This is a genomic window from Chitinophaga sancti, assembly GCF_034424315.1.
GTDB lineage: Bacteria > Bacteroidota > Bacteroidia > Chitinophagales > Chitinophagaceae > Chitinophaga > Chitinophaga sancti.
On record NZ_CP139972.1, the window covers coordinates 2526082 to 2545380 of the forward strand.

The 19299-nt window shown below is 43.9% G+C and carries 18 protein-coding genes, 1 tRNA gene and 1 pseudogene; 11 read left to right on the forward strand and 9 right to left on the reverse strand.

Going from position 1 to position 19299, the window contains the following annotated elements; translation table 11 throughout:
- The first annotated feature begins 512 nt into the window (after positions 1-512).
- The 5 genes and pseudogenes from U0033_RS09470 (at position 513) to U0033_RS09485 (ending at position 2258) form a co-directional block, all read left to right on the forward strand.
- On the forward strand, positions 513-956 hold the full coding sequence (locus U0033_RS09470) for a cold-shock protein (RefSeq protein ID WP_072356972.1): 444 nt from the start codon (positions 513-515) through the stop codon (positions 954-956).
- Positions 957-1301: 345 nt separating this feature from the next.
- Positions 1302-1358: pseudogene (locus U0033_RS33275) on the forward strand (hypothetical protein); the annotation flags it as partial.
- Between the two features lie 161 nt (positions 1359-1519).
- Entirely contained in the window at positions 1520-1756 is a 237-nt protein-coding gene (locus tag U0033_RS09475) for an RNA recognition motif domain-containing protein (protein ID WP_072356971.1), read from the forward strand.
- A 27-nt stretch (positions 1757-1783) separates the two neighbouring features.
- Positions 1784-2056, forward strand: coding sequence for an RNA recognition motif domain-containing protein (locus tag U0033_RS09480; RefSeq protein ID WP_072356970.1), 273 nt, complete (start codon positions 1784-1786; stop codon positions 2054-2056).
- 10 nt (positions 2057-2066) lie between these two features.
- Positions 2067-2258 (forward strand): cold-shock protein, encoded by a 192-nt coding sequence (locus tag U0033_RS09485; protein WP_072356969.1) that lies wholly within the window; start codon positions 2067-2069, stop codon positions 2256-2258.
- A 272-nt stretch (positions 2259-2530) separates the two neighbouring features.
- Here U0033_RS09485 and U0033_RS09490 read toward each other — a convergent pair whose 3' ends face one another.
- Both U0033_RS09490 and U0033_RS09495 read right to left on the reverse strand, forming a co-directional pair.
- Entirely contained in the window at positions 2531-3082 is a 552-nt protein-coding gene (locus tag U0033_RS09490; RefSeq protein WP_072356968.1) for a serine O-acetyltransferase, read from the reverse strand.
- 92 nt (positions 3083-3174) lie between these two features.
- Positions 3175-3262, reverse strand: a tRNA-Ser gene (locus U0033_RS09495).
- A 148-nt stretch (positions 3263-3410) separates the two neighbouring features.
- Between U0033_RS09495 and U0033_RS09500 the strand changes: the two genes are divergently transcribed.
- From U0033_RS09500 to U0033_RS09510, 3 genes are all read left to right on the forward strand, one after another.
- On the forward strand, positions 3411-5444 hold the full coding sequence (locus U0033_RS09500) for a T9SS type B sorting domain-containing protein (RefSeq protein WP_072356967.1): 2034 nt from the start codon (positions 3411-3413) through the stop codon (positions 5442-5444).
- 162 nt (positions 5445-5606) lie between these two features.
- Complete coding sequence (locus U0033_RS09505; protein WP_072356966.1) at positions 5607-7313, forward strand: amidohydrolase family protein; 1707 nt, start codon at positions 5607-5609, stop codon at positions 7311-7313.
- Positions 7314-7372: 59 nt separating this feature from the next.
- Complete coding sequence (locus tag U0033_RS09510) at positions 7373-7498, forward strand: hypothetical protein (RefSeq protein WP_262487749.1); 126 nt, start codon at positions 7373-7375, stop codon at positions 7496-7498.
- A gap of 73 nt (positions 7499-7571) precedes the next feature.
- On the opposite strand, the gene U0033_RS09515 is transcribed toward U0033_RS09510, so the two are convergent.
- A complete protein-coding gene (locus U0033_RS09515; protein ID WP_072356965.1) occupies positions 7572-7982 on the reverse strand; it encodes a hypothetical protein in 411 nt (136 codons plus the stop codon).
- Positions 7983-8036: 54 nt separating this feature from the next.
- Between U0033_RS09515 and U0033_RS09520 the strand changes: the two genes are divergently transcribed.
- Positions 8037-8519: a GNAT family N-acetyltransferase gene (locus tag U0033_RS09520; RefSeq protein WP_072356964.1), complete on the forward strand. Its 483-nt coding sequence runs from the start codon at positions 8037-8039 to the stop codon at positions 8517-8519.
- Between the two features lie 45 nt (positions 8520-8564).
- Here U0033_RS09520 and U0033_RS09525 read toward each other — a convergent pair whose 3' ends face one another.
- Positions 8565-8801: a hypothetical protein gene (locus tag U0033_RS09525; protein WP_072356963.1), complete on the reverse strand. Its 237-nt coding sequence runs from the start codon at positions 8799-8801 to the stop codon at positions 8565-8567.
- 7 nt (positions 8802-8808) lie between these two features.
- Positions 8809-10305: a S8 family serine peptidase gene (locus tag U0033_RS09530; RefSeq protein WP_072356962.1), complete on the reverse strand. Its 1497-nt coding sequence runs from the start codon at positions 10303-10305 to the stop codon at positions 8809-8811.
- A gap of 470 nt (positions 10306-10775) precedes the next feature.
- Here U0033_RS09530 and U0033_RS09535 point away from each other — a divergent pair, with 470 nt between their 5' ends.
- Both U0033_RS09535 and U0033_RS09540 read left to right on the forward strand, forming a co-directional pair.
- Positions 10776-11675 carry a helix-turn-helix transcriptional regulator gene (locus U0033_RS09535; RefSeq protein ID WP_072356961.1) on the forward strand — a complete coding sequence of 300 codons (900 nt, stop codon included), beginning with the start codon at positions 10776-10778 and terminating at the stop codon, positions 11673-11675.
- A 307-nt stretch (positions 11676-11982) separates the two neighbouring features.
- Positions 11983-12444 (forward strand): GNAT family N-acetyltransferase, encoded by a 462-nt coding sequence (locus U0033_RS09540; RefSeq protein WP_072356959.1) that lies wholly within the window; start codon positions 11983-11985, stop codon positions 12442-12444.
- Positions 12445-12615: 171 nt separating this feature from the next.
- Here U0033_RS09540 and U0033_RS09545 read toward each other — a convergent pair whose 3' ends face one another.
- The 4 genes from U0033_RS09545 to U0033_RS09560 form a co-directional block, all read right to left on the reverse strand.
- Positions 12616-13089 carry an RICIN domain-containing protein gene (locus U0033_RS09545; RefSeq protein ID WP_072357084.1) on the reverse strand — a complete coding sequence of 158 codons (474 nt, stop codon included), beginning with the start codon at positions 13087-13089 and terminating at the stop codon, positions 12616-12618.
- Between the two features lie 184 nt (positions 13090-13273).
- A complete protein-coding gene (locus U0033_RS09550) occupies positions 13274-14689 on the reverse strand; it encodes an efflux transporter outer membrane subunit (RefSeq protein ID WP_072356958.1) in 1416 nt (471 codons plus the stop codon).
- A gap of 20 nt (positions 14690-14709) precedes the next feature.
- Positions 14710-17877, reverse strand: coding sequence for an efflux RND transporter permease subunit (locus U0033_RS09555; RefSeq protein ID WP_072356957.1), 3168 nt, complete (start codon positions 17875-17877; stop codon positions 14710-14712).
- Positions 17878-18024: 147 nt separating this feature from the next.
- Positions 18025-19218: an efflux RND transporter periplasmic adaptor subunit gene (locus U0033_RS09560; RefSeq protein ID WP_072356956.1), complete on the reverse strand. Its 1194-nt coding sequence runs from the start codon at positions 19216-19218 to the stop codon at positions 18025-18027.
- Positions 19219-19299 lie beyond the last annotated feature (81 nt).

The following is a 19299-nucleotide window of genomic DNA, read 5'->3' on the forward strand; positions in this document are numbered from 1 at the left end:
TGCTCATTGGGTTCGAACAACCTTTATAAAATGAAACTTGTGTAAGTAAAAGTTTTCAAACAGTGTCGTCTGACATGTTTTATTTTTTAAACCGCGTAAAATACGTTATCTTTACTATTAACGGCATAAGTCTTGCCTCTCTGATTGGTATCATTTGATCCTTTCTTCTCAGTCTTCGCTTTTCCGGTTCCCAGTTGTTCCGTCAAATAATTACGGATAATCTTTTCCTTCAATGGGGTTGTGCCGATTGCTTCCTTAACAGGACATGAGCACTGCCATTCTTTAAGTTGGCCCGGACACAAAGTGCCTAATGCGCAGTTATGATACCGTAATCATATTGCTCATACTCATATACCAAACAAGCATCTACGATACAGTTGCCTGGTAATAATGTGCTGTTGTAGCACATGTTCAAACACACCACCGCTAAAAATGCAAAGGTGGCTCAATAAGTAATAATGACATTTAACGATTTAATAAAGTTTAATCATTTTTAAAGAATATCAAAATACATGGCCGAAACATTTTTAAAAAAGGAACTGGAAAAGAAAAAAGCAAAAGAACGAAAGGACAAAGCCGAGAAGATGCAGCAGCGCAAGCTCAACAACAAGAAAGGCAAAAGCCTGGATGAAATGATGGCGTACCTGGACGAAAACGGGAACCTGACTTCCCGTCCGCCGGATATGCGTAACCGCATAGAAATAGACCCTGCGGATATTATACTTGGGGCTGCACCGCAAGGCAAGGAACATGACTTACGACACTCCGGTTTCGTACTGTCATTTGATGAAGCTAAAGGATATGGATTTATCAGCGACAGCCAAAGTAAAGAAAGCATTTTTGTACATAGCAACAATATTTCGCAATCGCTGAAAAAAGGGAACAAGGTCAGTTACGAATTGCAAAAAGGGCCGAAGGGTTTTAGTGCTGTAAATGTACAGGTGCTGAGAAAATAGATAAACACAGACGGTACAAAGCATTGAGCACTTGTATCGTCTTTACACTTTCCGGTCTTGCCGGATTGTCAATACTCACGTTTTTTTTTCCACAGAAGTATATTTATGATTTGGATGATGGATTATACAATATAATTATGTACCTTCACGCAGATATTGGTTTTCTGCCATTGCCCTCTCTGAACTGCAATCGTCTTAGCTTCCTTTTCAGTTTCTGCGTCTCAGTTGCCATTTTTTATTTTTCACCCGGCAATTATGAACATTTTCATAAGAGACCTGAGTCACATGACATCAAAGAAATAATTAAATGATCTCTTCGCAGAATTCGGGGCAGTCAAATCCGTAAAAATCATCACCGATAATTTCACAAAACATCCCAGAGGGTTTGCTTTGTTGAAATGACAGCGTGCGTAACTGGTAAAAAAGCAATAGAAAAGCTAAATCATAGCAGTGTGTAAATGCAATCTATAGTCTTGAACGAAGCACGTCTCAAAACGGCAACTTCATATCAGTCCGGTCGCAGGAGATACGAACTATTCATCAGCAAGCTGTAAACATTCGTCATGAAAATCTATATCGGGAATTTACATATAAAGGCATCAGAAACAGAACTGACCAAGCTTTTTGAAGCATTCGGCAATGTTTGTTCAGCAGGTATAATAATGGACAAAAAAAACGGCCGATCAAGGGGTTTTGGATTTGTGCTGATGGAATCGCAGGAGGGAGGAATAAAAGCGATACATGCGCTTAACCAACTCAATTATAAGAATCAGTACCTGGAAGTAAGTGAAGCGATGTAAACCAGGTATGCAAAAGTTAAAGTGCCCATGAAAATATTTATAGGCAATTTGGGAAACGAAATTGCATCACCAGATCTTTTCCAACTGTTTTCAAAGTTTGGTAAAGTAAAGTGGGCAGAAATTGCCAAAGACAGAAATAATAATCCGCGTGGCTTTGGGTATGTTTATATGCATACAGCAACAGCAGGAGACAGTGCCATTGCTGCACTGAACAAAAAAAAATTTATGCAGCAGTACATTTCGGTAAGCGAGGCACTATGTAACGAAAAGACTATAGGAAAAACAATTTTTTATCAATAAATCAATAACAATGCAAGAAGGTACAGTAAAATTCTTCAACGCTTCTAAAGGTTTTGGCTTTATTACGCCTGCTGATGGAAGCAAAGACATCTTTGTTCATGTAACGGGCCTGAATGATGAGATCAATGAGAACGACAAGGTGTCTTATGAAGTACAAAACGGCCAAAAAGGATTAAATGCAGTGAACGTTCGCGTTCTTTAAACCATTATAATTTATTTTTCAGCTCTGCGCATGCGCAGAGCTTTTTTTATTTGACAGAATCTTTGCCCTCCAATATCTATTGCATACACGTTGGATGAAATGGCCCAGGAAAAAGGTTCAGGAACTGTTTGGCCGGGTATGACAAGGACAGTGGCGGAATATTAACGAGTCATCGAAAATAGTAGGTTGTCCATTTTCTTTAGGAATTCAGTTGTGGTGGCAGCCTAAAAAGAAAAAACCCGATTTTGCTGACAGCAATACCGGGCTTACAATCATGAGGGAAGTATATTATTGATATAACCATCAGTCGGGTTTTCTTTACTGACTATCTTACAGGGATTGCCCAAAACAAGCGAAAAATCCGGTACATCTACATTTACAAAGGAATTAGGTGCAATCAATACATTGGAGCCGATTTTGATGTTCCCAACGATCACAGACCCCGTTCCTATCCAAACATTATCCCCAATGGTTGGATACCCTTCCAGCTTACCTCTGTTAGCCTGCCCTATAGTCACATTGTGCGCAATATTACAATTCTTCCCAATCCTGGCTCTGGTATTGATCACCACAGTACCAAAATGCCCGATATAAAACCCCTCACCTATCTGCGTAGGCGTAGGTATCTGGAAACCGTATTTATAGGAATACCGCTGCTTCAAAAGGGAGAAAAAGATCCGCTTCAGCGAATAGCGGCTGCCCTCTGACGCCTTCCGCATACAATACATGTATCTGAATCCAGGGATCATTAGCCCCTTCAATAAGCCCTTGATTCCAGACAGACCTCCATATCGGTACAGATCCGCTTGAATAATTTTGTTCATGACTGAATTTTAATTTGAGGTAAAGCGAGATAATATTTGGGATACATTTAAACCTAAAGAAGCCCGTGCAATGCACGGGCTTCTTGAATAATTGGCGGAGAAAGAGGGATTCGAACCCCCGGACCTGTTACAGTCAACGGTTTTCAAGACCGCCGCATTCGACCGCTCTGCCATTTCTCCGCTGCAAAAGTAGGAAACTGGATTAATTTTCAAAAAAAAATTTTCACACCCTCCCCTATCTTCAATGAAAATCCAACGGCAGTCTACATTTGCAAAGAAAAAAAACCTATTTTTAAGAGCTAAATTGTTTACCCGGACGCCTTAAAACATGCTATTGAAGAAATTTTTCCTGTACCTGGTCATGGTACTGGCCTTACTGAAAACCGCTACAGCACAAACCTGTACCTCCATAGGCCAGACTCCTTCTACCGCCTTCCCGGTGTGTGGTACGAAATCTTTTATTCAAAAATCTGTTCCTATCTGCGAAACGCATGATATTCCCGGGCCAAACTGTAATATTCCAGGTGATGGTACCCACACCGATATAAATCCTTATTGGTATAAATTCACCTGCTATACCACCGGAACACTTGGCTTTACCATCACACCTAATACATTATCAGACGATTATGACTGGCAACTGTTCGACATTACCAATAAGCAGCCGGATGCTGTCTTTACCAATAAGTCTTTATATGTGTGCATGAACTGGTCTGGCGAAGGTGGGATCACCGGTGCTTCGGCTGCCGGCACTTCCCTGGATGTATGCGGAGGCCCCGGGCAACCTCTCTTCAGTAAGATGCCGACTATTACCAAGGGTCATGAATACATATTGTTAATCAGCCACTTTGATGGTGATTCTCAAAGCGGTTACAGTCTCGCTTTTGATGGGGGCACCGCAGATATTACTGACCCCGCCGTTCCGGAACTGCTTTCTGCCACCTACCGGTGCTTAAATAATACGATCAAAGTCGCTATTTCCAGGAAAGTGGCCTGCTCCACCCTCGCTGCAGATGGCAGTGATTTTACCCTTGTGACACCCGGCGGATTTCAAATAACAGGGGCCTCCAGCACCCAGTGTGGCGTTGGATTTGATTTTGATACACTAAGCCTCTCACTTAGTGCTATCCCGCCTGCAGGTGATTATATCATTGCAGCACAGGCAGGTACAGATGGCAACACCCTCGCAAATACCTGTGGTAACCCTGTTCCCGTGGGCGATACCCTGCATTTCAGGATTGGCCCGCCGCCAGTGATTACCCTGGTTTCTCAAGGTGTGACCGGCTGTGCTCCCAATGAACTAAAAATTGTCCTCTCTTCTGCTATCAGGTGTAGTTCTATTTCTGCTAATGGAAGTGACTTCTCTATCACTGGCCCGGAGCCTATCAGCATCACAGGAGCCCATGGCCTTTGTGACAGCGATAACCTGACTGATACTGTGGTGGTACAACTCTCTCACCCTATTTATAGCAAGGGCAATTATACAGTGACTTTAAAATCAGGCACTGATGGCAATGTGCTGGTAGGTGAATGCGGACAACCCGTACAACAATATGCACAGGCAGTAGTCTTTCATACAGCCGATACCGTAAATGCCAATTTTTCTTATACCGCAGATATCAGTTGTAAAATCAATACAGTTGAATTTATCCATGACGGAAACCATGATGTGAACAGCTGGCAATGGACATTTGATGATGGCACAAAGGCGACGACACAGGAGGTCGTGAAGGTGTATAGTACTTATGGTATTAAGACTGCAGCGCTGATGGTGTCTAATGGAGTTTGTAGTGATTCGGCTTTTGACAGTATTAATTTTGAACAGACACTGAATGCGGAGTTCTTTGTTGACCCAGGCCCCTACTGCCCACTGGATGTGGTGATCCCAAGAGATAGCAGTTATGGTAATATCATCCGCTACTTTTGGGATTATGGGAATGGGGTAACCAGCATTGGTCCTTCTGGAGAGGCGCAGCAGTACTTTCCGACAAGTAAAGAACAGCGATACCTGATCAGGTTAATTGTGGAGGATGAGTTACATTGTAAGGATACTGCCGATCATTATATTACTGCGGTGACGAGTTGTTACATCGATGTTCCGACGGCATTTTCACCTAATAATGATGGGGTGAATGATTATCTTTATCCTTTGAATGCCTATAAAGCAGTGGACCTATATTTTGCTGTATATAACCGTATTGGACAACTCGTATTTGAAACAACTGACTGGACCAGGCGCTGGGATGGGAATGTAAAAGGGGAGCCCGCGGATATTGGTACCTATGTGTGGATGCTCAGATATACAATGAAAGATTCCGGAAAAAAGATTTTCAGGAAAGGTACAACGACATTGATCAGGTAAGCGGAAGTTCAATGAAAAATCCCAAACATAGTTTTCTGGTTAAAAACTAAAACCCTGATCAGATAAGAGGAAGTTTTGTCATCAAAGAAAAATTCTGAAAAGAAGGTTTCCTGAAAAAACAAGCCCCCCTGATCCGATAAAAAAACCTAAATAAAATTTACGATGAAGAGCCCTTGTTTGCTGCTGGCAACACTATGCCTGACCATGTCGGCAGCCGCCCAGACTATTTGCATTGCACATGTGAACATGATCGACGTTAAAAAGAATGTGACCCTGACAGACCAAACAATTATCATAGATAAGGATCGCATCGTTGCCACTGGCCCCGGCGTTAAAGTGAAAGTTCCTGCTGATGCCACCGTTATTGACGGAACAGGAAAGTACCTGATGCCTGGGATGACGGATGCACATATCCATTTCTTTCAGAGCGGAGGACTATATACCCGCCCCGATGCAATGAACCTCACAGCATATTATCCTTATCAGCAGGACCAGGAATATGTAAAAAAACACCTGGGCGACCTGATGGCCAGGTACCTCGCCTGCGGGATTACCACTGTTTATGATGTAGGTGGCCCGATGGGGAATTTTGACATCAGGGAAAAAGCGAATCATGACACTGCAGCCCCAAATGCCTGGGTGACAGGACCACTGGTTTCTACTTACCTGCCCCAAAGACTGGATGAAAACGATCCGCCTATTGTGAAAGTAACCACTCCGGAAGAAGCGAAGGCCCTGGTGCAAAAAGAGCTGCCTCATCATCCTGATTTTATCAAGATCTGGTACATCGTTTATCCTGGCCATAAAGCTGATAGCACTTTACCAATTGTGAAAGCGGCTATTGCGGAAAGTCATGCGAATGGTTTAAAAGTAGCGGTACATGCGACGCAATATGAAACAGCGAAACTTGCTGTAGCGGCAGGCGCTGATATTCTTGTGCATAGTGTGGATGACGCTGTAATGGACCCTGGCATGTTAAAACTCCTGAAAGATAAACAGGTGTTGTACATTCCTACGCTCAAAGTGATGGGAGGATATTATAGAGCGATGACACAGATACAGCCCTTTACCACCCATGAGCTGGCCTACGGTGATCCATTTGTTCTGGGTACACTCACTGATCTGCAACATATGCCTGGTGCCTATGATTATATGGGCACCCGTGCATCCATCCATTTCCCTGACAAAGCGGATACAATCATGGCCACCAATTTAAAACTTGCGCAGCAGGCCGGTGTTTTAGTAGCAGCAGGTACGGATGCCGGGAATATTGGCACTTTGCATGCAGCTTCCTTTCTCGAAGACCTGCTGGCAATGCAGGAGGCTGGCTTAAGTAACTATGAAATTATCAGGGATGCAACATTGAATGCCGCCATCGGCTTTGGCAAGGAAAAGGATTATGGCAGTATTGAAAAAGGGAAGATTGCGGATCTGATCCTGCTGGACAAAGATCCGGTGAAAGACCTGCACGCTTTGGGAGATGTATCACTGACGATTCATAGGGGAAAAGTGTTTAAAAAGGAAGATTTACTGCCTGTGACACCGGAGATACTGGCACAACAACAACTGAATGCCTATAATGCGGGAAACCTGGAAGCATTTCTGGCACCATATAGTGATAGTGTGAAAATCTATGATCAGACAAGCGGACAGCTATTACTGCAAGGGAAAGAGGCGATGCGGACAAGTTATGGGAAGCTTTTTAAAGTGGCTCCAGCGCTGCATTGCCAGGTAGTAAAAAGGATTGTATCCGGGAATACCGTTGTAGATGAGGAGCGGGTGACGGGGATGCAGGATAAAGTTCTGACCGCTGTGGTGATCTATACGATTGATCATAATAAGATAATAAAAGTAGCGATGGGAATGTAACTGGACTGCAGTGGGATAGTTTAATTTGACTGCTTTATAACCATCAAAATAACACTTTTATGAAAAAGCAAGAGACAAAAAAGCTGAACCTGCAGAAAATCCGGATTGCAAATCTGAATGCGGCGAGTGAAAAGAAAGTAGCACCTACTACTACCATTTTCTTAAGTATCAGAAATCTTTGCTGAGAAAACAATTGATTTGTGAGGCTGGCTGAAAGGTCAGCCTCATTTTATTTTAGCGAAGTAATACCAAATATTATTACATCAACGCCAACTCTTCAGCTGTCAAATCGTAAAACAAATTCTGCAGCTGATGCACATGTACCAGCGGCCTTCCATAAGGTACCAGTCCGGCCGGGGACGCTGCCAGCAGCTGAAATGCATATCCTTCATCCCGGATATAAATACTATCCCTGTGCGTATACCTGTATGAATATACGTGAATATCCTCTCCATACTCCTTCTCCCCCCTCACAAATCCCAAAGCATTCAACTGGTCCGCCTCCAGTTTTACCGGATTCACTTTCGCCAGCGGCAACTTACTCTTAGGCAGACAGGAATTATAAACATACCCCTCCAGGATCCCTTCGATCTTAAAGGCCGTTTCGTTCATGTACAGGTCATAATACCAAACCAGGTTTCCCACACGTATGTCTGTATCTGCTATCATTATGCAATTATAGGGATTTTGAGTATTTTACCGTCCTACTAATATTAACTATTGATGCCCACGATCAGAACAATTGAACAAAGAGACAACAGCGCACTGGCAAAAATTATCAGGAACATTTTCATTGAATTCGATGCGCCAAAGGTTGGAACTGTGTATGATGATCCGAATACAGATCGCTTGTATGAAGTATTCCAGCATCCCAAAAGTACTTATTACCTCGCAGAGGAAAACAGGGAAGTGCTGGGAGGATGCGGCCTTTACCCCACCGAAGGATTACCTGAGGGATGCGCAGAACTAGTGAAGTTTTATCTTTCACCGGCGGCAAGAGGAAAGGGATTAGGAAAAATTTTAATGGAGCGGGCGATTGCCGCAGCGCCAGGATTAGGATATAAACAGGTGTACCTGGAAACGTTTGATCAGTTGGCTACAGCCGTGGGAATGTATGAGAAAGCAGGCTTCAGGAAACTGGAGCAGCCAATGGGAAATTCAGGACATTATAATACCACCTTGTGGATGATTATGGATGTGAAATAATTCAGCAACGCTTTTGCTGTGATGGCAAAAGCGTTGCTGAATTTATTATTCTGTACGCTTTTTTGTATCCGGCACTTTATATTTCTTCTCAGGTGTCAGTGACCAATCTGCCTCAAACTTACACCTCACCTTCTCTACATCTTCCTCCCTCACATCCAGTAGCGCGGCGTGCGGCAGCAAGCTACCGTCAATGATACTCACACCACAAACATGCAGTGTCTCCTTCACCGCCTGCAGATCAGGTACGCCACTCCCCTTGTATTGTAATATATAGTTTGCCATAAGAAAATTATTTATCCTCCAGTAACATCCCTTTCCCTTCATAATTGGCACCAAATCCAAGAGACCTGATCTTCGCTGACAAATACTTCAGCATTTCATCCGCTCTTGCGGAAGCCCTCGGTAAAGCCAGGATCTCAGGAGCCCCAGACAATACCCGTGCTGCCATCCCTACTGCTGCAGGACACGCCATACTGGTACCATCCATAATCGCGTATAAATCGTCAGGAAAGGTAGAAATAATTCCAACACCAGGAGCAGTCAGATCTGTTTCCACACCAATATTGGAAAAGTCAGCTATAAAATTCGCTTTATCCGTACCATAAGGAGACTTTACAATGCCTGTTTGTACAGCGTTTTTAGGAAAAGTTTTTTTACGCCCCATCGCTGATACTGCTACTGACAAACTGTAATTAGCCGGGAAACTCACCGGCTCCCTGTCATCATTTCCATTCGCGCAGAAACAGAGTATCCCCGCATTATATGCCTGCTTGATATAACTACTGATACCTTCATCTGGTTCTGATTCACCGAGGCTCATATTGATGATGTCACAATTGTCCTGTATGGCCTGTGCCAGCGCTTTCATGATATAAAAGTTGGAGGCGTTGGCATGCTTCGGAAATACCCGGTAGCTATATATCTCTACACCAGCAGCCAGTCCATACACACCTCCATAGGCACTGACAATACCTGCCACATGGGTACCATGCCCCTCTCCATTATCCTTGAAATCAGCGGGATCTTCATTCGCCACACAATTCAAACCACCACTTACTACCAGGTCTTTGTGCGGCCCTACACCTGTATCTATAATCCCGATGCGGATCTTCTCTTTAATTTTAGGCCACTGTGGCGTATCATAAAAATGACGCAGGGAATCTGTATACCCTGTATCTATTTTTGGGAGTTTAATGTTAAGACTGGTGGCAGCAAATTTTGTTTTATAATATCCCCAATACGTATGCTCAGGATATACATAGATCCGCTCTATATTCTTAGAGGCGAGTGTAAGGGAAAGCTTTCCCTTTGCATTGGTATTTCCGGAATCCCCTATCTTGTTTTCAAAATCAGTAAAGACCACGATGTAAATACCTGCTATGGGGTGCCCATCTGTATCGGTAACTGTCAGATCCAGTTTTTTTGTTGTCTTCGTCTTCTTAGCTTTCTGCTGGATAGATTCCCGGAATACCTGTGCTTTCTTATAAAATTTCTCTTTGATAATACGCAAGCCCGGATAGGAAAAACGAAATTCTGCCAGTTCTTCCTGGCTCAATTGTACCAGCTTGGCACCATTATCCTGAATGGAGTCGATAACTTTCACGGGAATCTTCTTTGCAGACTTTTCAGGTCCACGGGTTTTCAGGCTAAGGGCTTCCCTGCTTACCGCGGGTTCTAATACCGCTGTGAGAAAGTTTTCAACTTTAGGATTGGTGTCGGCAGTGGTCTGAGTTTCTGTAACGGGCAGTAAGATATAATTACCAGTCTTTGATTTGCTCTTTGCCATAACAGGTAGTTTAATGAGTTAATGGAATTTCTTCTTCTAATGGTATATTCTGTTAACACGATGAATTTACTAAAGTAAATGCGAATCGCAGCTGACAAAGCAGATAGCAGCTGCGATCCAGCAGGAAGGAAAATGGCAGAAGGATATACTGGTATTACATTTCAAACACTCAATAAAATATCGTTAATCTTTTAACGGCTATTATACCAGCAGGGTTGCAGGCGCTTTCTTTATGTAATGGCAGGACTAAACGGGGCAAAAGATGCGGCAACCCGGGAATCGAAAATCAGGAAATCAGGAACCCGGGAACAGCATGTACAATGGAATAACACAACGATATTTCGTACCGATTTTAACAATATGACGATATATCGTCAATTTCAAAATCAGCCATTTCGCACAAAACACTGATTTACAATCACATACTATTAGGCACAGGATATGAAGACTTAGTACAAAACACAGCTGTCATGAAGTATCCTGAATATTTCCCTTTGCAGGAATTTAAACACAAGGAAGCAGATCTTCCTTTTGAGATTCATCCCTTCCGGTGGGATGATGAATCTGTCAGAGCGCACAATGCCCTTCCTCACCGACAAAACTTTATTGAGATCATCTGGGTAACCAAAGGACACAGCACCCTGATTGTAGATATGCAGAAACATGAAATGCCTGCAAACAGCGTATACTGTGTAACTGCCGGGCAAATCCATCAGCTGACCGGGAATGACCACACAGAAGGATACATTTATCAGTTTACGGAAGACTTCCTGTATATGGGGGAGCATGAGTTTGATCTGATGTATCATTCGGGCTTGTTTCAGGCATTTTCACGATCGGCAGGCATAGAAGTTGACAGCCGGATAGCGGTGGAAATGGAAGAGATCACAATGAAGATGATGCGGGAAGCGGATAATTTGTATTTATTGCGCACGGAATTGATGCGAAGGTATTTGAAAATCTTTTTGATCTACCTGACAAGGCAGTTGAGAGGTACCTTGCAAACGACCATCCAGACGAGGAATATTGAATTGGTGGAGAAGTTTAAGAATATGGTGGAGGCCATGTTTAAGAGTAAGAAAAAGGTGGCAGATTTTGCGAGAGAGTTGTCGGTGACCCCCAATTACCTGAATGAGATTGTGAAGAAGATCACGGGATATCCGGCCAGTCATCATATCAGGCAAAGGGTGGTATTGGAGGCGAAGCGGCAGGCAGCCTATTCAGATGTATGTATGAAAGAAGTAGCGTGGAACCTGGGGTTTTCTGATATTGCGCATTTTAGTAAGTTTTTTAAGAATTCAACGGGTACGAATTTTTCTGATTTTAAGAAAGAGTGTTTGGTCTTTTCATCCACAACCAATGATATTTAGTTCAACGAGGCTGTACCAAAAGTAACAATACCCGGATCTAATTCGGGTCCATGATGGAGAGAATTTTTGTTGATGAAATTTTCAACACTTTCAAATTACTTCTGATACAGCCTCGAATTGTTTAAATAAGCACTGCATAGATACAACCCTTTCGATGATATGTACAAGATTTGCGATAATCCAACAATTGGTTAAGAATTTACCCGGGCCTAGCTTTGACTCAATATTGTCTCCTGAAAATCCAGCATCCGCGTTTATGTTAAATCGCTTCAGCATTTAGTTAAAGCTTATTTTAAAAAATTTGAACATGAATACTTCATATAGGTTAGCGCGGCTGATGGATGCTGAAGAACTCACCATAATGTCCATGGAACTATACACCGAAATTAGCAGCCGCAAAGACTTTACGGACAATAAGATTGTGGCTACGCTGCGGTTCTATGAACAGCATAGCAATATGGGAGAAGTATTGATGATTGAATGTGATGGTAACCTGGCGGGGTATTCTATTATTTTTAGATTCTGGAGTCACGAATATGGAGGGCTGATGCTTGGGGTGGATGAATTGTATATCAAGAAAAAATACCGCAGATTAGGAACGGCAAAGCAGTTTATCGATCTGTTGATTGCTGCAGAACGTGGCTATCCCCTATTTGCGGGTATTGAACTGGAAGCGCATTTTAGTAATACGCTTGCTAATAAGTTATTTGCCTCTTTGGGTATTCCTCAGAATGATAATGCCCATTATATAAAGCTGTTTAAAAAATAATTCCCATAATCTGTACAAGTCTTTCCTTATAAACGCCATTGCAGGAATGTAATGGGATGATCATCTTTGTATTAATTTTTAAATACGGGTAAGCCCGGAACTTTATCAAGTTGGCATTGGTTATCATCCGGCTGTTTCTTTCAAGGAATAGCCTATTTTTTTAACTGATCATTACATCGTGGGATGTTGTTCTACCAATGTCCAGGATTGTGATTTGTTATCCTTCTTCTTTCCGGTCAACACGATATTATCTTCTCCCTGCGTAATATACAGCTCTGTTCCTTTCACCCTGATCAGGTAACTGTTCTTCTCTCCGGGCAGGAATTCATATTGCTGGCCAGCTATAGGTTGTTCTTCCAGTGATACCCCTTCGGCCGCCGCTGTTTTAGCTTGCAAGGTTTTTCCTGAGAAGAGATTTTTCAACTGGTAAGCCTGGCCTTCAATATTCTTAAAATCCCAGGTTACACATTTCCAGTTAACAGGAGAATAAGGAACGATGGGAGTTCCATTGGCAGTGTTTGCATCTTTGATGCGGAGTACCATGCCGGAGGATACGTTCTTGATGGCATAAGTTCCTTTGATGGTCTGAGCATACGTGGTGACAGTGGCGAAAATGATAGCCAGTGTACAGAATAAGCTTTTCATGATAAATGGATTTTCTATCCCAAATATATAAAAAAGCAGCGCCATAGGGGGATATGGCGCTGCGGGTTAACAACAATTTATCTACCTATTACAACTGTTTTTTGATGAATAATCAGGACTGACTTCTTTCCATTATGACTAGCAGGAATGGAATTCCTTCTTTATAAAGGGTTTGTATTCCGTCCTACTGCCATCCACCGCCCAGGCTCCTGTACAATTCCACCCCGGCACTCAACTGCTGCCGGGTAATGTCTGCCTGGGTTAGCTCAGCCTGCAAAGATTTACCCTGTGCGGTAATAACTTCCAGGTAGTTAGCCATACCACTGCGGAATAATAATTGCGCATGACGGGTAGCCAGCTGCGTTGTCTGTACCTGCTGTGAGGCAATCGTTTGCTGTGATTTCAGTTTATCCAGTTTCACCAGTGAATTGCTCACTTCTCCTACTGCCTCCAGGGCCAGCTGGCGGAAGCGGATTACGGCTTCTTCCCGCTGTACTTTTGCTACTTCCAACTGAGTTTTCAGTTGTCTGTGCTGAAACAATGGTTGTGTAAGGCTGGCTCCTGCCACTCCAAATAATGAAGCTGGCAGCGTAAACCAATCACTTGCTTTGAATGCATTCAAACCTCCGGAAGCCGTGATCGTCAATGCGGGATACATACTACCCTGTGCTACGCCTACTTTTGCATTTGCGGCTACCAGTGCCATTTCTCCTGCTCTTACATCCGGACGCTTGCTGATCATATTAGCAGGAATACCCACCGGCAGTGATTCGCGCATCAAATTTGTGCCCAGTCGCTGACTACGGGCTACGCTACCCGGTAATTCACCAGTGAGGATCCGCAATGTATTCTCCTGTATTGCCTGTGCCTGTTCTAATTGAGGAACCAGCAATGCGGCTGTTTGTTGCTGTGCTATGGCCTGTTGTACACCCAGTTCGGTCACCTCTCCCGCAGTTTTTTGCAGGCGGATCATTTGAACAATGGTATCACTGAGTGAGAGACTGTTTTTGGCTATTTGCAATTGCGCATCCAGCATCAGCAGGTTATAGTATGCATTGGCAATATCTGATACGAGGGTTGTTTGCACAGCATGTGCTCCTTCGTAGCTTTCCAGGTAGCTGGCCAGTGCAGCTTCTTTTTGTCTCCTGATCTTGCCCCACACATCTATTTCCCAGGATACTGCAGCATTCAGTGAATAATCTTCGATATGATCTGTACCCAGGAATGTTTTTAAACTGGTTCCGTTCAAACTGTTATTTGAAGGATTCGTTGTATTTGCTGCCACATTCAGGGTAGCGGTTGGTAACCATGCTACCTTTGCTGCTTTCACGTAAGCATCCGCTTCTTCTATCCGCTTCACGGCCAACTGCAAATCATAGTTACCATTCAGCCCTGCGCTGATGAGTCTTTGTAAGGTCGTATCTGCAAAGAATTCCTTCCATGGCACCGCAGCTATGCTGGTATCCGAAGGGGCTTTGTCGTCGAATTGCTGCGGCAGTACCAGGGCGGGCTGTTTGTAGTCACGGCCCACCCGGCATGCTGCCACTATTGTACTTATAGCAATGAAGACGATTAAGACACTTATATAATTTTTAGTCATCACTTTTTACTTTAATTATTTTAATACTCTGCTGCTGTTTCCATGTCTTCCTGCCTTACAGGTTTGCCAGTGATGCGTTCCTGTATGTATTGGAAAATAATGAACAGCACCGGTATCACAAAGATGCCCAGCAATACACCAGTTAACATACCTCCGGCTGCTCCGAAACTGATAGAACGGTTACCCTGTGCAGATGACCCTGTTGCTCTCATGAGTGGTGTCAAACCGGCGATGAATGCAAAGGATGTCATGAGGATCGGACGCAGACGTAATTTCGCCGCCTCCAGTGCAGAGGCCAGTAAGCCCATGCCTCCCTTACGCCGCTGTACAGCATATTCCACGATCAGGATGGCGTTCTTAGCCAGCAAACCAATCAGCATGATCAGGCCTACCTGCACATAGATATTGTTGTCTATACCTGCCAGGTTAATAAAGGCAAATACACCGAAGATACCCAGCGGAATAGAAAGAATCACGGAGAATGGCAGGATGTAACTCTCATACTGTGCTGACAGCAGGAAGTATACGAAGATCAGACACAGGAGGAAAATGATACCTGCCTGGCCACCGGCTGCAATTTCTTCTTTCGTCATACCCACCCACTCATAAGAGTATCCTCTTGGCAGGTATTGTGCTGCTACTTCTTCCACAGCCCTGATCGCATCGCCAGAGCTATAGCCTGGTTTCGGCTGACCATTGATGGTCACTGCATTAAAGAGGTTATTACGTGTCACGGTTTCGGGGCCATATACTCTATCCAGCTTCACGACCGTGTTCATTGGTACCATTTCGCCTGATTCGTTCTTTACATATACTTCATCCAGCGAAGAAGGTTCTGCACGTGCAGGAACATCCGCCTGAACAATCACCCTGTAGTATTTACCGAACCGGTTGAAGTCAGACGCAAAAGTGCTACCATAAAATACCTGCAATGTTTGCAAAATGTCGGCTACTTTTATTCCCAGTTGTTTCGCCTTGCTATCATCGATCTGTACACTGTATTGTGGGTTACCGGCATTAAACGTTGTAAAGGCAAAAGCAATTTCCTTACGTTTCATCAGTTCTCCAATAAAACCGTAAGTTGTGTTAGCCAGTTTGTCCATCGGACCACCTGCGCGGTCCTGCAGGATCACCTCAAAACCATCTACGTTACTGAAACCAGGCACTGTCGGCATGTTAAACATAAAGATATTTGCTTCGGGAATACCTGCCAGTGCACCTTGCATCATACCCATTACAGATTTCAGGTCTTTCACCTGTCCCCGCTCTTCAAATGGTTTGAGTTTTACGAAACCAACACCGGATGCGGAACTGCTGGAGTTCGTAATGATGTTAAAACCAGATACGCTCAGGTAAGAGTGTACTGACTGGAAGTCGTGCATAATTTTCTCCACCTTACCCACTACCTCTCTGGTGCGCTGTAGTGAAGCACCGGGAGGCATGCTCACGGAGTATACTACGAAACCATTGTCTTCTGTCGGAATAAATCCGGTAGGTGTACGTCTTACTAAGTATACGGTTACGGCGGTGATCAATGCCAAACCACCAATTGCGATCCATTTACGTCTTACGAGGAAACGGAGACTATTTATATATTTTGCAGTAACTGCATTGAAACCGGTATTGAATGCATTGAAGAAACGGCTACCAAAACCCGCAGCAACATGCTTTGGTTGATGCTCGTCTCCATGGTGCGTATTTTTCAATAACAGGGCACAAAGTGCAGGGCTAAGGGTCAATGCGTTCAATGCAGAGATCAGGATAGCGATGGCTAGTGTAAAGGCGAACTGGCGGTAGAACACACCTGCAGGTCCCTGCATAAAACCAACCGGTACAAATACCGCTGCCATGACGAGGGTGATGGAGATGATTGCACCTGATATTTCCTGCATACTGGTAATAGTTGCATTGCGAGGCGACATATTAATTCGCTCCATTTTTGCGTGCACGGCCTCGACGACGACGATGGCATCATCCACCACGATACCAATAGCCAGTACCAGTGCGAAAAGGGTGAGCAGGTTGATGGTAAAACCAAACAGCTGCATAAAAAAGAAGGTACCGATGATCGCTACCGGTACTGCGATAGCAGGAATCAGGGTAGAACGGAAATCCTGTAAGAATATGAATACAACGATAAATACCAGTATAAATGCTTCCAGCAGGGTATGTTTAACCTGATCGATAGATTCATCCAGATATTCCTTGGTGCTGTAGATATTAAAATATTCTACGCCTTTGGGGAATTGCAGGGATGCCTTCTTCATCAGGGCATTGGCAGCTACCTGTATATCATTTGCGTTTGAACCTGCAGTCTGATAGATAGCTATACCAATACCGTATTTCCCATTCACCTTAGTGTCGCTGCTATATGTAAAGGAACCAAACTCCACCCTGGCCACATCTTTCAGGCGCAGCAAAGAACCGTCTGCATTTGCTTTCAGCACCATATTTTCATAGTCTTCGTGCTGATTCAGCTTTCCTTTATATTTTAATACATATTCAAATGCCCTGTCGCTGCTTTCGCCAAACCGACCTGGTGCTGCTTCCACGTTTTGGTCATGAATGGAATTCAGTACATCCTGTGGAGAGAGGTGGTTAGCTGCCAGACGGTCAGGATGCAGCCAGATACGCATAGAGTAATCCTTCGCACCGAATACCATAGCCTGACCTACGCCGGTAATACGCTGTAATTCAGGAATGATGTTGATCTTTGCATAGTTTTGCAGGAATTTTTCATCATATTCTGATGTATTACTCATCAGGTTCACCACCATGATCATACTGTTCTGTTTCTTCTCTGTGGTGATACCTGCGCTTACAACTTCTGATGGCAGCAGGGAAGTTGCTTTTGATACACGGTTCTGTACGTTTACAGCCGCCAGATCAGGATCAGTGCCAAGTTTGAAGTATACGCTGAGGGTCATGGAACCATCATTATTTGAAGTAGAGGTCATGTAAGTCATGTTCTCTACACCGTTCACGGCTTCTTCGATTGGAGTTGCTACGGAACGGGCTACCACTTCGGCATTTGCTCCAGGATAGGACGCGGTAACGGCTACGCAGGGAGGCGCGATGTCCGGAAACTGAGTAACCGGCAATGTAAACAGCGATAAGATCCCCAACAGTACCAGCAGGATGGAGACCACCGTAGCCAGTACAGGCCTTTCTATAAATCTTCTTAACATAAGTCTTTTTTGAATTTTTTATAATGACATCGACTTTTAGAAAGTCAACACATTTACAGGAGCCTGAAAAGGGTATCCATTTATAACGGCCTCACCTTTAATCAGGCTCTCCATTTTCAATGTCATTACCTTTTACGGGCTTTCCACTTACAATGGCTTTACCTTCAGCAGGCTATCCATACTCATGGGCTGAGGTGTGATCACGGCTCCATCCTGTAGTCTGCCTAATCCTGCATATACAATGCTCTCGCCAGCCTGCAATCCTTTTTCTACAAAGTAGTAAGCACCATTTTTACCAGAGATTGTTATTGGCTTGCTGGCTACCTTATTGCTATCACCTACAGTGAATACGAATATTTTGTCCTGCAGTTCAAATGTTGCTTCCTGTGGCACCAGTAATGCTGCTGAGAGTTGTTCAGGAATACGCACCTTACCGGTATTACCGGAGCGAAGCAGGCCTGCGCCATTCGGGAAAGAAGCGCGAAAGCTTACAGCACCCATTGTTTTGTCGAACTGGCCTTCCATTGTTTCAACATGACCTTTTTCTGTATAGATGCTATTGTCAGGCAGTACCAGGTCAACGGCAGGCAATTGTTTCACTTTGTCGGCGATCGTGTTACCCGCTATTTTATTTTTGAATTTGAGGAAGTCGATTTCACTCATAGAGAAATATGCATACACTTCATTTACATCTGATAATAATGTAAGTGGCTGTGTTTCTCCACGACCTACCAGGCTACCGGTTTTGAAAGGAATACGACCGATGTAACCATTGACAGGAGCGGTGATCAGGGTATATCCTACATTGATACGCGCATTGCCTACATTGGCTTGTGCCTGTGCTACGCTGGCTTTTGCAGCCTGGTATGCAGCAGTGGCAGTTTTCAGTTGTACATCCGATACCACGTTGTTTTGTACAAGCGGTGTCAGGCGGTTTACTTCTACCAATGCTTTCTCTTCATTGGCCTGAGCGGCTAATAAGAGGGCAGATGCATTACTCAGTTGTTCCTGATAAGTACGGTCATTGATGCGGAATAAAGGTTGTCCTGCTTTTACATAAGCACCTTCATCTACAAAAATTTTGTCGAGGTATCCATCCACCTGTGGGCGGATTTCAACGTTTACCTTTCCTTCTACAGTCGCGTTGTATTCGCGGAAGGTAGTAGCAGGAACGGCAGCTACTTTCAACACTGGCAGTACGGCTGCCGGCTGGCCTGCATTCTCTGGCTTTGCAGTAGATGAGGCACATGATGAAAGGAACGCAACAATGATGATACTATAAAGAAGACCAGCTGGTCCGTGTTTTTTGTGTGCTTGTTGTAATAAGAATAAGTGATTCATAAAAAGTTGTTCGTTCGTTTTAAGAAAAAGATGGCAATAGTATGCCATGCCACTAGTGGCGGAAAATTCAAGCAAAAGGCT